This is a genomic window from Chitinophaga sp. CB10 (genome assembly GCA_001870995.2).
Taxonomy (GTDB): Bacteria; Bacteroidota; Bacteroidia; order Chitinophagales; family Chitinophagaceae; genus Chitinophaga.
The window spans coordinates 112,785-128,387 of the sequence record MLAV02000002.1 but is presented as its reverse complement, the minus strand read 5'-3'; the positions used below and the strand labels follow the sequence as shown (position 1 = coordinate 128,387).

The 15,603-nt window shown below is 52.4% G+C and carries 11 protein-coding genes; 3 read left to right on the top strand and 8 right to left on the bottom strand.

Going from position 1 to position 15,603, the window contains the following annotated elements:
- Positions 1-219 precede the first annotated feature (219 nt).
- The 8 genes from BOC67_RS03835 to guaA all read right to left on the bottom strand — a co-directional run bounded on the left by BOC67_RS03835 (position 220) and on the right by guaA (position 12,249).
- Entirely contained in the window at positions 220-1,530 is a 1,311-nt protein-coding gene (locus tag BOC67_RS03835) for an IPT/TIG domain-containing protein (protein ID WP_291907456.1), read from the bottom strand.
- Positions 1,531-1,547: 17 nt separating this feature from the next.
- Positions 1,548-2,453: a phosphodiester glycosidase family protein gene (locus BOC67_RS03830; protein WP_291907454.1), complete on the bottom strand. Its 906-nt coding sequence runs from the start codon at positions 2,451-2,453 to the stop codon at positions 1,548-1,550.
- A 4-nt stretch (positions 2,454-2,457) separates the two neighbouring features.
- On the bottom strand, positions 2,458-3,741 hold the full coding sequence (locus tag BOC67_RS03825) for a RagB/SusD family nutrient uptake outer membrane protein (RefSeq protein WP_291907451.1): 1,284 nt from the start codon (positions 3,739-3,741) through the stop codon (positions 2,458-2,460).
- Positions 3,742-3,759: 18 nt separating this feature from the next.
- Positions 3,760-7,122: a TonB-dependent receptor gene (locus BOC67_RS03820; protein ID WP_291907449.1), complete on the bottom strand. Its 3,363-nt coding sequence runs from the start codon at positions 7,120-7,122 to the stop codon at positions 3,760-3,762.
- Positions 7,123-7,212: 90 nt separating this feature from the next.
- Positions 7,213-8,379 (bottom strand): FecR family protein, encoded by a 1,167-nt coding sequence (locus BOC67_RS03815; RefSeq protein ID WP_291907447.1) that lies wholly within the window; start codon positions 8,377-8,379, stop codon positions 7,213-7,215.
- Between the two features lie 69 nt (positions 8,380-8,448).
- Positions 8,449-9,048, bottom strand: coding sequence for a sigma-70 family RNA polymerase sigma factor (locus BOC67_RS03810; protein ID WP_291907444.1), 600 nt, complete (start codon positions 9,046-9,048; stop codon positions 8,449-8,451).
- 246 nt (positions 9,049-9,294) lie between these two features.
- Positions 9,295-10,611 carry an ABC transporter substrate-binding protein gene (locus BOC67_RS03805; protein WP_291907442.1) on the bottom strand — a complete coding sequence of 439 codons (1,317 nt, stop codon included), beginning with the start codon at positions 10,609-10,611 and terminating at the stop codon, positions 9,295-9,297.
- Between the two features lie 99 nt (positions 10,612-10,710).
- Positions 10,711-12,249: a glutamine-hydrolyzing GMP synthase gene (guaA, locus tag BOC67_RS03800; RefSeq protein WP_291907440.1), complete on the bottom strand. Its 1,539-nt coding sequence runs from the start codon at positions 12,247-12,249 to the stop codon at positions 10,711-10,713.
- Between the two features lie 94 nt (positions 12,250-12,343).
- Here guaA and BOC67_RS03795 point away from each other — a divergent pair, with 94 nt between their 5' ends.
- From BOC67_RS03795 to BOC67_RS03785, 3 genes are all read left to right on the top strand, one after another.
- Entirely contained in the window at positions 12,344-13,075 is a 732-nt protein-coding gene (locus tag BOC67_RS03795; RefSeq protein ID WP_291907438.1) for a head GIN domain-containing protein, read from the top strand.
- A gap of 282 nt (positions 13,076-13,357) precedes the next feature.
- Positions 13,358-14,278, top strand: coding sequence for a hypothetical protein (locus BOC67_RS03790; protein ID WP_291907435.1), 921 nt, complete (start codon positions 13,358-13,360; stop codon positions 14,276-14,278).
- A 186-nt stretch (positions 14,279-14,464) separates the two neighbouring features.
- On the top strand, positions 14,465-15,601 hold the full coding sequence (locus tag BOC67_RS03785; protein WP_291907432.1) for a beta-ketoacyl-ACP synthase III: 1,137 nt from the start codon (positions 14,465-14,467) through the stop codon (positions 15,599-15,601).
- The last annotated feature ends 2 nt before the right edge of the window (positions 15,602-15,603 follow it).

Genomic DNA, 15,603 nt, shown 5'->3' with positions numbered 1-15,603 from the left:
CTTAACAGCGTATAGGCCGGTTAAGGGGAATGCCAGTCGAAAAAACACATTGTTCACATTAATATCAGCAAAGCCGCAGGGCAGTTTTTGGTTGCAAATTGCGCCCCTCTCTTGTACGAACTTCGTTAAAAAAATTGTATTTGCAAAGATGGGGTTCAGATAGCGGGCATAAAAAAAGCGCCTCCGAAACCGGAAGCGCCCTTTAGCATTGTTTACCGTTTACTTTTTAACAATCTTCCTGATGCGGTGGTTACCCAGGTCCGCCACGTAAATGTTGCCGGCTGCATCCATGCAAACATCCGTAGGCTGGTTAAACTGCGCCGCAGAACCCGGGCCATCGGCAAAACCGCTGCTGGTGCCGGCAATGGTGGAAACCTGTCCACCAGCCACCATCCTTATTTTGTTATTACTTAAATCTGCGATGATGAGGTTACCATCCTTATCCAGTGTGATCCCGTAGGGGTCCGCAAACCTGGCGGCATTGTTTACGCCGTCGATATAGCCGGAAGTGCCGTCCCCTGCAACAGTAGTCACCACGCCTGCCGGGGTAATCTTACGGATACGCTGGTTGAGGCGGTCCGCTATCCAGAGGTTGCCCTCCTTGTCGAGTTCCAGGCCGCTGGGGTTTTTGAACTTTGCGGCAGTACCGGTACCGTCTGCATAGGCAGCGGTACCGTCGCCGGCGATTGTACTTACAGTTCCATCTATCGAAATTTTTCTGATGCGGTGGTTGAGGTTGTCCGCCACGTAGAGGTTACCTGCAGGGTCCACCACTACGTCCAGCGGCTGGTTGAATTTCGCGGTAGCCGCGGGGCCATCTGCAAACCCGGCAACGCCGCTACCGGCCACGGTGCTTACGGTACCATCCGCAGCAATTTTGCGGATGCGGTGGTTGTCCCGGTCCGCCACGTAGATGTTGCCCGCTGCATCGGCTACGGAGCGCCAGGGCAGCTTGAACAGTGCTGTAGCTGCCGCGCCGTCCTTAAACCCGCCGGCATCCACGCCGGCAATGGCGGATACGGTGCTGCCGCTGATCTTACGGATGCGGTTATTGCCGCGGTCTACCACAATGATTTTACCCTGCGCATCTACGGCCACGCCTTCTGGATTTCTGAACCTGGCTGCTGTGCCGCTGCCTTCCACACTGCCGGCAGTACCGTCGCCCGCCAGGGTAGACACTATGTATTCCACCGGCGGCAGGGTGTAGTTGAATACCGGCCCTGTAGCCTGTTGCTGATGTACGGCGATGGTAATAGCGCCGGTGCTGCCGCCTTCAGGCGTTACCACCTGCAGCTGGGCAGGATTGGCTTCGATCACTACGGCGGCCACGCCATTGAACTTCACTTCGTTCTCTTCCCTTATGCCGCTGAAGTTTTTACCGTTGATGATGACAATGCTGCCTGCCGGCGCGCTGCCCGGCCAAACGGAAGTAATGCTCAATGTTTTAACAGCGGAGGTTTCATTGTCTTTTCCGCATGAAACGCCCAATACGGCCATTAATAACAGTAACGTATATACGATGTTTTTCATGGTAGTTGCATGATTGATTAAGGGATATCCCTGATGATCATCCAGCTGTTGCCCACAGCGCGATTGTTGCCATCAGAAGGTTTGTTGCGTACCTGCCATACCGGCGCCAGCGGATGGCGGATCATGAAGGTGGAAGACCCGCCGCCGTCCAGGTTTACTACGGTGCTTGCGCCGCAGGCCTTCAGCAAGATGCCGAGGTCGGTAATGGTAATGCCGTTGCTGTAGTAGAAATTGCGGCCGTCTACCACGGCAAAGTACAGGATGTTATCCGGACTGATACCGGCCGCTGTGCGGGGTTCTATGGTTACATCCGTTTGCAGTTGCACCACATTGTCTTTCACCAGCAGCTGCCCGGCGCCGAGCGCATCCCTGATTTGTGGCTGCATCACGGGGAAGTCCGCCCGGGTGCCGAAGAAAGGCTTGCCGTCTTTCAGCACCGCGATGAAAGTAGCGCTACGGTCATTGGCCCAGGTGGTTTTATAAATCTTCCCATCCTTCATCATGATACCTCTCGGCTCGCCTACGGTGCTGAAGAAGTCCGCATTAACGGCAGCGAATACACGATTATGCGCGGAGTCGATATACTTTGCCATATCCGGCACGGTTTGCAGCGCCCAGGGCGTCAGGCCATAAGGCGTGCCTGCCTGCAGGCGGATGTCCGGCTTATTCATGTCTACCTTCAGCAAAAAAATACGCATGGTGTAGCCGGTCTGGCTCAGGTAGTGGATATCCGTTTCTTCAATCCCGGGTGCAATGGTGAAGCTGGTGTCGGAAAAAACTTCCGCCATGATGCTGGTGCTGTCGGTGATTCTTTTTGCGAGCTCCGTCACCGGCTTGCGGTGCGCGGGAGCGGTGGTGTCTTTGTTGCAGGCTACCGCTGTGATGCTCAACAGCAGGAAGCAGGCCAGTCTAATAACTTGCATGGTCTTAATATTTTGGATTTTGCTGTAGTAAGTTGTTTAACGCGAGCTCGTTCATCGGTATCGGGAATTTCGACTCCCTTTCCGCCAGGCCCAGGTCGCTGGTCCTGTTCAGCCGTACGAGGTCAAACCAGCGGAAGCCTTCTCCCACGAATTCTTTCCTTCTCTCCAATAAAACCGTATTGAGGTAATCCTCCTCTGTTGCAGGCGTTACAGCCGCCAGGCCACGGGCAGCGCGCAGCTCGTTCAGCCGGGATAAGCCGGCCAGGCCCTGGCCTTCCGCGCTGATCAGGTACATTTCTGCGATGCGTACCACGATCAGCGGATCGGTACCGGATTGCCCGCTGGGGTATTTGTTGATTACGTTCAGGCCCTGGTAGGTATCTACCGTCATCGCCCTGCGTGTATCCGTTGCCGTGAAGAGGTTCATTACCTCGTTGGTAGGGCGGTACACATAGCTGCCTTTCACAGGATGGGCGTAGGTATAAAACAGGGTGCTGATATTGGTGTTGGACTCAATCGTAGCATTTTTAAAGGAGAAGATAACTTCCGTATTGGCGAGCGCGCGGAAGATCTTTTCAAAAGCGTCCAGCTGGAAAAAGCCGGATTTTATCACCTCTTCTGCATAGGTGGCCGCTTCGGAATTTTTGTGCTGCGCCAGCTTTACGCGAGCCATGAGGGCTTTTGCCGCCATGTTGGACACATAGTTGTAAGCGCCGTTGGAGTAGGCAGGGGCCGTAGCGATGGCCGCTTCCAGCTCCTTTTCAATAAATGCCCATACTTCCGCCTCGGTGTTCCGGGGCACTTTGTTCGCCGTATTTTTTTCCAGTACGGGTACGCCGCCCCAGCGGGTAACGAGGTTGTAATACTCATAAGCGCGGAAGAAGTGCACGATCCCCAGCACTTCATTTTTGCGGGTGGATTCAGGCAGCTGGGAAGCGGATGCCAGCAGGTTGTTGATCTGGTACAACGCGCTGTAATAGCCGTTCCAGGCGGTACTCATCAGGCCCTGCTCCGGCCGCATGATATTGCTGATAAAAGTATTTAAGCCCCCGTCAGTGGTGGAACCGGAGTTGATCAGGTTGCCGCCCGTGATGTCGAACATGATGTAGGATTCCGCGCCTGGCGCATTTTGCACACGGTTGTAGATGCCGCTCAGGAAGGACTCCACATCGTCCGGGGAAAGCGTATTGGTGGCAACGGCGGAGTGGGACTTCACGTCCAGCAGGCCGCTGCAGGAACTGAAAGCCATGGCGCCGGCTAATATGATGGGTAAGATGGTCTTTTTCATGATCAGTAAAGCGATTGGTTAGAAGCCCAGGTTAAGTCCGATGATAAAGGAACGCGGTTGCGGTAATATCAGGTTATCTTCCCCGAGGAAGCGTGGGTCCGTATTGGAATTTACTTCCGGATCCAGGCCGTTGTATTTGGTCCATAACCAGAGGTTATCCGCTTGTGCGTATATGCGTAAGCGTGAGATGTGCGCTTTCTGCAACAGGGAAGCAGGGAGGTTGTAACCCAGCGAAACGCTTCTCAGGCGCAGGAAGGAGCCGTCTTCCAGCCAGCGGGAGCTGTTATAGATGTTATACCCGAGGTTGTAAATCGCTCTTGGCGTGGTATTGCTGGTGCCGGGGCCGGTCCACCTGGTTTCCACAGAACGCAGCGTGCTGTTAAACCCGCTGAGGCCCAGCTTTTCTGCGTTAATCCGCCAGGAGGCATATACATCCGCACCAACGGAATAATTCACAAATACGCCAAGGTCGAAGTTGCGGTAACGGAAGGTATTGTTCCAGCCGCCGTAGAAGTCAGGATTGGAGCTGCCTACGATCTTGCGGTCGTTGATGTCGATATTTCCATCGTTGTTGAGGTCCTCGTACTTCACGTCGCCGGCGCGTACGCCAATATCGTACAGCGGTTTCGGCACTTCCTTGTCGTCCTGGTAGATGCCTGTCATCTTGTACACCCAGAAGCTACCGATATCTTCGCCCACTTTCAGGCCGCGGTTGCTGCCGATGCTCAGCACATCGTTGTTGCCGATCAGGGAAGTGATGCGGTTCTTTACATAGGCGATGTTGAAGTTGGAATTCCATACCACAGGGCCCAGGTTTACATTGGTATTCACGCCGAGTTCCACCCCGGTGTTCAGCATGGAGCCGATGTTGCTGGTGATGCTGGTAAAGCCGGAAGTACCCTGGATAGGCATGTTGTACAGGAGGTTGGTGGTCTTCTTATTGAAGTAATCCAGGGTTACTTCTATAGCGCCTTTCAGCAGGGAGAGGTCGATGCCGGCATCCAGCTGGTTGGCCTTTTCCCAGGTAAGGTCATTGTTGCCGGTGGTAGTAACGGAGATGCCGCTTTTACCATCGTAGTTGAAACCGCCGGTAGTAAGGGATTGGTAAGCATAGTTGCTCACGCCTTCCTGGTTACCGGTAGCGCCGTAGCTCACGCGTACTTTCAGGTCCGTAGCGGGCGAATGCCAGAAAGGCTCTTTGGATACCTGCCATCCTGCGGATACGGAAGGGAAATAGCCATACCTGTTCTGCGGGGAAAAGCGGGAGGAGCCGTCCGTACGCATGGAAACGCCGAGCAGGTATTTATCGGACCACGCGAAGTTGGCCCTGGCGAAGTAGGATTCCATGGCGTTGCCATAGAGGTTGGTACCTGCCTCGTTGATCACTGCGGCAGCATCCAGCACGTCAAACGATGGGGCAGGGAAGCCGTTACCGTCGATGCTGGAAGAGCTGACGCTGTTACGCTGGAAGGATTGCCCCGCGAGGAAGTCGGCCTTCAGCTTACCGAAGTTGGTGCTGTAGCTGAGGGTGTTTTCCAGCAGGATGTTGCTCAGCAGGCGGCGCTCATCAATATTTCTGCCATTACCGGTGCCATAAGGGTGTTTCTGGTTATAGTAGATGTAATCGTGCGTATAGATCAGGTCCGTACCCAGGGATGTTTTGAAGGTTAGCCCTTTGGCCAGTTTCAGTTCCGCGAAGAGGTTGCCCAGGAGGCGGTAGTTTTCCAGGTAGGCGGTTTCTTCGTTGAGTATCTGCACGGGATTGTGATAAACGAGGTCGCTGGTGCCACCAACGTAATAATCGCCATTAGGCTTGTAAGGCCTGTCAAACGGGCGTTGCGGCAGGCTGCGGCCCATGATGGTACTACCGAGGTTGGAACCCGGCACGCGGTTATTTTTGGAATAGGTGAGGCTCATGTTGGCGCCTATGCGCGCCCAGCTTACGGGCTCGCTCGTTACGTTGATGCGGGCCATGTATTTTTCCAGCCCGTTGGTTTTAATGGTGCCTTGCTGGTTCAGGTAACCGCCGCTGATGTAGTAGGTACTTTTGTCCGTACCGCCGGATGCCGCTACATCCAGGCTTTTGGTGTAGGCTTTGCGCAGCACCTCATCCATCCAGTCTGTTTCCGGCAGCCCCGGGTAGGGATTGTAGATGTAGGGGATGAATTTGCTGTTGCCCGGCGTATAGCCGTACTGGTTATTGTAGTTATCGATGGCCTCGTTGGCGACTTCCACATATTGCGCGCTGTTGGCCATTTTTACCTTGCTGAGCCGCGCTACTTCCTGCATGCTGGCGAAAGTATTCACGGTCAGCTGGCCTTTGCCTTTCCGGCCGCTTTTGGTGGTGATGAGCACCACGCCGTTGGTAGCGCGGGAGCCGTAGATGGAGGCGGAGGCGGCGTCTTTGAGGACGTCGATGGACTCGATGTCGTTCGGATTCAGTTCTGCCAATGGGTTCATGCTTTCCCCGAAGTTGGTGATGGCGGCGTTATGCGGCATTACCGGCACCCCGTCGATCACGTACAGCGGTTCGTTGCTGGCGCTGATGGAGCCGATACCGCGGATGCTCACGCGTACGGCGCCGCCTGGCGTACCGGAGGCGGAGCTGACGTTTACGCCGGCAATGCGGCCCTGCATCATCTGGTCTGGGCCCAGTACCGGGCGGGCATTGAGCTCGGTAGGTTTGAAACTACCCACTGCGCCGGTGAGGTCTACTTTCTTCTGCGTACCGTAGCCGATTACCACCACCTGCTGCATGTCCTTGCTTTCGCGTTTCAGGAGAACGTTGATATGTTGTGCTTTGGTGATGACGAGTTGTTGGGCGGTAAAGCCTACGAAGGTGAAATTCAGTGTAGCCGGCAGCGTTATATTCTTCAATTCAAATTTACCATTTGCATTGGTGATGGTACCGTTGGAAGTGCCTTTCACGCCAACGGTTACGCCGGGCAGCACTTCGCCGGTAGTAGCGTCCTGCACGGTGCCCGTGATAGATTCCGGCGCTACCTGCCGGGAGCTTTGTTCCTCTTGCCTGGGAATGAGGATCACCGTTTTATCCACAATGCGGTAGCTGAGGGAGGTGCCTTCCAGGCATTTATTCATCACCTGGTCTATCGTTGCTTTCTCAAGTGAGAGCGTCACTTTATTGGCAACTTTAGAGAGGTTTTCATCGCGGAAGATGAAGAGGTAGTCGCTTTGCTTCCGGATGATGCTGAAGATGGTTTCCAGGCTGGCATCCTTGGCTTTAACCGTCAGTGGCTGATCCTGTGCCAGTGCGCCCGCCGATGTCTGCATCGAGATGGCGAGCAGGAGCAGCAGGCCGAAGCGGAAAAGAGCTGGTCTGCATTTGCCGGGCCATCGTTGGATGGGTACATTTGTTTTCATTGCTGGTAAGTTTGTGGAATACAATAGTGTGTTGTATCAGCGCGCGCGCAGACGCTGATGCAAACAAAGTATCTGTGAATTTTTATTGAATTACCTGGTTACGCTTATGGTCCGTCCCTGAACTTTGAAATGTACGCCAGCGGTGAGCTCCAGTATTTCCAGCGTGCTGGAAAGATTGGCCTGCCGGCGCATAAATCCTGTTACATGAATAGCTGATATATCTAAAGTTTCGTCGTATTGAACATCTGTATCGTACCACCTGCTGATGGTTTGCATGACGTCTTTCAGGTCGTCGTTCTTAAATGCGAACTGCCCGTTTTTCCAGGCGATGGCCCGGGCAGGGTCGCCGCCGGAAGCCTGTAAACGCCCGCTGGCTTTGGTGTACACCGTTTGCTCGCCCGGTTGCAGGATCACCGCTTTCTCCGCCCTGGCTACCTTCACGGAGCCCGTTATGAGGGTGGTGGTATGGCGTTTCTCCTCCGTATAGGCTTTCACGTTAAAGCTGGTGCCCAGTACCTGCACCTGTTCTCCTGCGGTGTTAACGAAGAAGGGCAGGTTAGGATTGGCGGCTACTTCAAAGTAGGCTTCGCCGCTGAGGGTCACGGTACGGCTGTTGCCCCCGAAGGCGGCCGGGTAAGTCAGGGTACTGGCGGCATTGAGCCAGACCTTCGTGCCATCGGAAAGCACTACCTGGTATTGACCGCCTTTGGGCGTTTGCAGGGTGTTCATGGCAGTGGACTGGCCGTCGTGGTTGTACACCAGTTCATCCTTCGTTTTATGGATCTTTTCATCGCCGGCGGCAATGGCGCCGTCCTTCGCTTCTTCCAGGACTACGGTTTTGCCGTTGCCGAGTGTGAGGGTGGCTTTATTGGAGCCGGGGGCTACATCTTCCCCAAACCTGCTCGCCATAAGCGTGGCAGGGGTAGTAGTTTTTTTATTTTTTAGGGAGAGATGTGGAGCCGTCATCACCACCACTGCCAGTAATGCAGCGGCCGCTGCTGTGGACGCTATGATGAGTTTACGGTATCTGAAACGCGGTGAGGCCGGGGTAACCGGTTGCAAACGGCTATGGATCTGCTGTAACAGCGCCTTAGCATTTTCGCCGGGCTGTTGCTGGCCGGCAGTTTCCCGGAAGCGGCGCAGCAGGTGCTGTTGCAGCTCGCTCCTGTCGGAAGTGGCCAGGTAATGCATTACCCGCTGGCGGTCTTCTTCCGTCCAGTGTTCTTTTTCGAGCAGTGCGATGATGTAGTGGTCCATATCCACGGTTAGCGTTTATATTAATACACCGTGGCAGGGGGAGAGGGGGGCTGTGTAAAAAAATATTTTTTAGGTGGTAGCTGCCAGGTAAGCCAGCAGGGGGAGGCCGAGCTGGAACGCCTTGTCAGGATGCATACGGGCGTATTCCCGGATAAAATCGTTCGCTTTGGCGATATGTTCCTTTACGGTATAGCGGGAGATGTTCAGGGCTTCGGCGGCCTCTGAATAGGTTTTGCCCTGCAGCTTGCAGAGGGTGAACACGCGTTTGCGTTGTGGCGGCAGCTGGCCGATCGCTTCTTCTATCAGTTGCAGCTGCGCTTCGGTGATCTGCCATTCATTGTCGGCCGTGGTGAAGGAAGTAGCCAGTTGTTCCGGGGCCAGTTTTTCCCGCTGCCTGTCGCGCAGGTAATTCATACTCCGGTTATAGCTGACAACAAACAACCAGTTGCCGATGGGCCTGGACGCATCGAGCGTATCTTTCTTCTCCCATAACCTGATAAAAACTTCCTGGATAATATCATCGGTGGCGGCCGCATCGTGGGTGAGCCGCAGGATGTTTCCGTGTACCGCCTGAAAATAGAGATGGTAGATGGCGTCGAAGGCCGCCATGTCACCGCTTTGCATTTGTGCTATCAGTTCCGTTTCTGTTAACCCTGTATTCGTTGACATGAATTTAGTACGCTTATTAGGTTAGCAATCAGCAGGTTCTTACACCGGATGAATAGACAAAGATTAGAATTTTGGTTGTTTAGATGTTGGTTCCTTCGCTAAGTTAATATTTATTTAATCCGAAAATGGAGAAAAAAATTTGGATAACGGACTATTTCACCCGGGCTATTAAAAAGGAAGAGGGGACGGCGCTCAGCGCTGTCCCCTCCGTCTGCCGACAGGCAAAAACCCCCTGTAAACGGCAAATCAGTTACCTGTATTCATTTTGATATCTTCTGATTCTCCTTTCTGGTAGATGTAGATATTCTTGTTTTCAAAGTAGGATGGAGCGCTCTCCCCTTCTCTGACATACACCGGCTGGAAGTTATACCGGCTGATGATTTTAGGCTCATCGTTGGCATATGCATTGAAGTACACGCCTTTGTCGCGCAGCAGCTTCACAAAATAGTAAGTCATGTCGAATCCTTTGATCGCCATGTCGGACGGGCGCGCGCGGTAGGTGCGGCGGAAGTAGTCCGTTACATACCTCGTGTAGTAATCGTTCTTATCGTTATAGTAAGGCGAAGAGTAGTAGATGTTCATGCCTTTGAATTCCGGCTCTTTAAAGCGGAAGATGTCCCAGGTAGGCATGCCATAGACCTGCATCGGGTAAGTGGCGGTAATACCGCTGAGCTTACGCAGCAAGGTTTTGGCGCCGTTTTCATCCAGCGCGGTTACTACGAGGATATTGGTGCGGTCCGTGAGCAGCACTTTGGAAAGTTCGTCCGCGGTGGTGGCATCGTTCCATACAAATTCCCGGATCCTGGATTTTTTGGCGTAATCCATTTTGTCGTACGCGGCTTTGAAATCAGCATACATGCGGGCTTCAAAGGCGGTGTTCCTGCGCAGGAGTACGATGTTCTTATTAGCGAAGGTTTCCTGCACATACTGCTGCAGGGCTTCGGTATGCGTTTTCAGGGTGCTGTTGCTGATAAACAGGAATGGGTTGTCCGTAACGCCGCCATCATTTGGATAGGTAGCGGAAACGAAATTGATCTGTTTATCGCGGGAGAAATCGCTCAGTTCCTTCAGGTCCGGATTGGTCACCGAGCCGATGATCAGGTCGGTCGCATCCAGTACTTTGGAGCGGATCAGGCTGGAAATGCTTTGTTTACCCTTGCTGTCGTACACGGTTACACGGAGATTGTAGCCCTGTGTTTGCAGCGTATCGAGGGCCAGCTGTGCGCCTTCGTAAAATTCAAGCCCTGGCAGTACATAGCGCGGCATGGTACGGCCGGGAATATCGTTGGAGGTGGCAAATACGGAATCGAGATACAGCGGCGCAAAGATGGCCACGTTGTAGGTGCTTCTTTTCACTTCTTTGGCAAAAGCGGGTACGTTGAAAGGCGCTTGCTTTTCTGCCTTTTTGGGTTCCGGCTTTTTTTCAGGAGTGGGTTGGGCAGCAGTTGCATTTGGTGCGGGAGCAGGTTTAGATACGGTTTTGCGGGAGGAAGAGCAGGCGCTGATGGCGAGCGCGATGGCCACTCCGGCAAACAGGTGTTTTATAGAAAAAGACAGGCTCATAACATTTGGCAGTTTGTGTGCTTGATATAAATTTAACAACCGACCGGCAACTACTGCATAAGTTGTGCCGATCGGTTATTGAGGCTCATCAGATGCCCGTTATTCCCACTCGATGGTGGCAGGCGGCTTGGAGCTGATATCGTAAACAACGCGGTTAATACCTTTAACCCTGTTGATTATATCATTGGACATTTTTGCCAGGAACTCATATGGCAGGTGCGCCCAGTCGGCGGTCATACCGTCAACGGAGGTTACGGCGCGGAGGGCTACGGTAAACTCGTAGGTACGCTCGTCGCCCATTACGCCTACGCTCTGTACCGGCAGCAGGATGGTACCCGCCTGCCATACTTTGTCGTACAGGCCTGCTTCACGGAGTCCTTCAATGTAGATGGCGTCTGCTTCCTGCAGCATGTTCACTTTTTCCGGGGTGATGGCGCCGAGGATACGGATGGCCAGACCAGGACCCGGGAACGGATGGCGGCCCAGGAAGATATCGCTGATACCGATTTCGCGGCCTACGCGGCGTACTTCATCCTTGAAGAGGAAGCGCAGCGGCTCTACCAGCTGCATGTTCATCTTTTCAGGGAGGCCGCCCACGTTGTGGTGGGATTTGATGGTAACGGAAGGTCCGTTTACGGAAACGGATTCAATTACATCGGGGTAGATGGTACCCTGGCCGAGGAAGGAGATGTCCTTCAGTTCGGCGGATTCCTGCTGGAATACTTCGATGAAGAGGCGGCCGATGATCTTACGTTTTTGTTCAGGATCGGAAACGCCGTCCAGCTGGCTGTAGAAGAGGTCTTTCGCGTTCACCCCTTTTACGTTCAGCCCCATGTGTTTATAGGATTCCAGTACGGTTTCGTATTCGTTTTTGCGGAGCAGGCCATTGTCTACGAAGATGCAGAAAAGGTTGCTGCCGATGGCTTTGTGGATGAGTTCAGCCGCAACGGTGCTGTCTACCCCGCCGCTGAGGGCCATTACCACTCTTTTATCGCCTACCTGTTCCTTGATGCGGGCCACTGTTTCCTGCACGAAGTGGGCAGGAGTCCAGTCCTGGCTGCAACCGCAGATGTGGATGAGGAAGTTGCGGATGATCTGTTTACCTTCCAGGGAGTGCGTTACTTCCGGGTGGAATTGCAGACCGAACACCGGGTTTTTAGCCACTGTCAGGCTTTTGAAAGCGGCCACCGGGATATTTTCTGTAGTAGCGATGATCTCGAAGGTATCAGGTATTTTTTTGATGGTGTCGGAGTGACTCATCCAAACCTGGCTTTTACCGGAGATATCATATAATAATTTTTCCTCTTTATCGCTGTGTTCCATGAAAGCGCGACCGTACTCACGGATATTACTTTTGGCTACTTCGCCGCCGAAGTTTTTAGCCATCAGCTGCGCGCCGTAGCAGATACCGAGTACCGGCACTTTTTCGGCCATAGCTGCAATGTCAACGGAAGGTGCGTTTGGATCATTTACGGAAAACGGACTACCGGATAAAATGATGCCTTTGATGGATTCATCCCATGCAATTGGCTGAAGGCATGGTTTAATTTCGCAATAAACATTCAGTTCGCGGATGCTGCGTGCAATGAGCTGCGTGTACTGTGAACCGAAATCGAGGATAAGTATCTTTTCTGTCATGGTGGTGCAAAGATAAAGTCATTATGGGAAATTCGGCTTATCTGATTCCAAATTCCGAAATTGGGTTGTATCTTTCTGGCATAATCCAGCATTTATGAGAATCAACACAAGCCTTTGCCATGGGCTCCTGACCCTAACCACCCTCGTATTATTAACTTCCTGTAACTTCCGCCGTATAAAAGGAAATGGTAATGTAATCAAGGAAGAACGCCAGATTACCGCTTTCCGCACCCTGAAGGTAAGAGATGGCATGAACGTCCATATTCAGCAGGGGGAGATCAAACCCGCCGTGATTGAGGCGGAGAGCAACATTGTTCCGCTGATTGAACTGGTGCGGGATGGCGAGGAACTGATTGTAAGACTCCGTGATGACGTCAACAACGTCAGCACGCATGGAAAGTTTGACGTGTACCTCAGCTCACCCGAGCTGGACGCTATCAGGGTAGAAGGCAGCGGGGACATTGACGTGGAGGGTACGCTGACCAACCGGGAATCCATCCGCCTGCGCGTTACCGGCAGCGGACAGCTGTCAGGCAAGGTGGATGCGCCTGTTGTGGATGCAGCCATTGCCGGCGCTGGCGATATGAAAGTATCCGGACAGACCCGCGATCTGAAAGTTTCCATTTCCGGGGTAGGCAATTTTAACGGCCTGGACCTGCTGACTGAAAATACGAAAGTGAACATCTCAGGAACGGGCAGCGCCCAGGTACACGCGAGCGTGACGCTGAAAGCCAATATCACCGGCACGGGAGACATCTCCTATAAAGGTTCCCCACAGGTTACACAGTCCATCACCGGGGCTGGCGGAATCAAGCAGATCAAATAATATTTACAAAATTTTAACAAATTTTGTATCATAAAAAGACTGATTCTTAGTTATTTAGAAGAAAATATTCAAAGTCCTTTAGACCAGGTGCAGCAACAACTACAGTAAGCCGATTGGTGTTGCACCTGGCTGGGGCACAATCCCTGAGCAGCCACCTTTTATACCCCAATGTCCCCCTGATTGCAGACCCCGCTTTACATCAAATTATCATTAAATCATATAAATGATAGTATCTTTTTTGTATGTTTACAGCTTAATTAATGTTGAACTCCTGTTCCTTTTATGAATGTAAAACCTAAGGTCCTGGTAGTATATTATACGCAAACCGGGCAACTGAAAAGGATTGTAGATCATGTGCTGGCGCCGCTGGAAGGCAAAGTGGATGTAACTTTCGAGCAACTGGTTCCCACAGAGCCTTTTGCATTTCCCTGGAAAAAGCAGACTTTTTACGATACAATGCCGGAAACGGTACTGCAAACGCCACGTGGTATTCAACCTTTGAAAGTTGATGTGAATGCGCATTTTGATTTGGTGATCCTGGCGTACCAGCCCTGGTTTTTATCTCCTTCGCAGCCTACGGCGGCCTTCTTGCAGAGTGAGCAGGGCCGGCAGTTGCTGAAAGGTAAAAAGGTGATCACCCTGCTCGGCGCCCGTAACATGTGGCTCAATGCCCAGGAATCCGTGAAGAAATACCTGCAGCAGGCAGGGGCGAGCCTGGTAGGAAATATTGTACTGGTAGACAAATCCCCGAACCTCGTATCCCTGATCACGGTGTTGAGATGGCAGTTTAAAGGACTGAAGGCCGCTACCAAATACCTGCCGCCGGCCGGTGTGCAGGAGAACGAAATTGTTACCAGCGCCCGTTTTGCCGCCCCCATCGCCGCAGCGCTGGAAAGTGGTAACTGGAACGGACTGCAGCAGGAACTGATTAACCTCCACGCGGTGGAACTGATCCCTAACCTGATACTGCTGGAAGGCAGGGGCATCAAGGCTTTCCGCTTCTGGGCCAAATTTATCAGCGCCAAAGGAGGCCCTGGAGCCGAATCGCGGCAGGGGCGCGTCACCATGTACCGTTCGTTATTATTACCTGGTATCGTGGTACTTTCACCCATAACACTGATATCTTCCCTTATAAAATTAAACCTGAAAAAGAACGAACTGCAAAGGGAGGTGGAATACTATAAAGGTATCGCCCTCCGTTGAGTGTAAATACAGGCTGACTATGCCGACCTGTAATTATCCCGGCTGTTTTGTCTGGTGGCGTAATAATTGTAATTCAGATTAGAATTCTATATTTACGTTCGTATAATACATATACCATCATAACATGCACCCTTGTATGGCCTATCCAGCTTGTTGCATGTGCCTTTTAAAGACGAATTTTTTCAAATGAAGGAAGTTTATATTAACAGGCTTTCAAAATTTTTGCCTAATAAGCCTGTAGAAAATGAAGAAATGGAGAGCATTCTCGGGATGGTAGATGGAAAGCCTTCCCGCATGCGGTTGAAGATTTTGGGAAATAACAAGATCAAAACCCGTTATTATTCACTGGATAAAGAAGGGAAGTCGACCCATACCAACGCGGAAATGACAGCTGAGGCGGTAAAGGCATTGTTTGACGACAAAAACCCAATCAGTAACCTGCAGCTTCTTGCCTGTGGTACTACATCCCCAGATCAGTTATTGCCTAACCATGCCGCTATGGTGCACGGTTTGCTGAAATGTCAGCCCGTAGAGCTGATTGCAGCTACCGGCGCCTGCGCCGCAGGTATGCAGGCTTTTAAATATGCCTGGATGTCTATCCGTTGCGGAAATACCACCAACGCGGTAAGTACAGGCTCCGAAAAATTCTCCGCCTGGATGCTGGCTGAAAAATTCCAGCCGGAAAGAGATGCCCAGAAAGCGCTGGATGCCAACGGCTACATCGCTTTTGAAAAAGATTTCCTCCGCTGGATGCTGTCCGACGGCGCCAGCGCCGCCTACTTCTCCGACAAGCCGAACGAAGATGGTTTGTCCTTAAGGGTAGACTGGGTGGAAATTGCCTCCTACGCCAATGAACTGGAAACCTGTATGTATTCCGGCGCTATCAAAACGGAAGATGGCGGCACCAAAGGCTGGATTGAAATGACTCCGGACGAATGGGCCTTCCACAGTGTGTTCTCCTTCAAACAGGATACCCGGTTGTTAGGTAAAAATATAGTGCCTTCCGGCGCGCAGATGTGGAAAAACCTGGTAGAACGCTATGGTATCAACCTGAATGAAATCGATTTCTTCCTGCCGCATCTCTCCTCTGAATTTTTCCGTTTAAAGATTGATGAAGAGATCACCCGCATCGGCGTACCTATTCCGCTGGAAAAATGGTTCACCAACCTGGACCGCGTAGGCAACGTAGGTACGGCATCTCCTTACCTGATGCTGGAAGAACTGATGAATACCGGCCGCCTGAAGAAAGGTCAGAAGATCGTGATGATGGTGCCGGAAAGCGCGCGTTTCTCCTATGCTTACGCCCACATCACCGTGGTATAGGC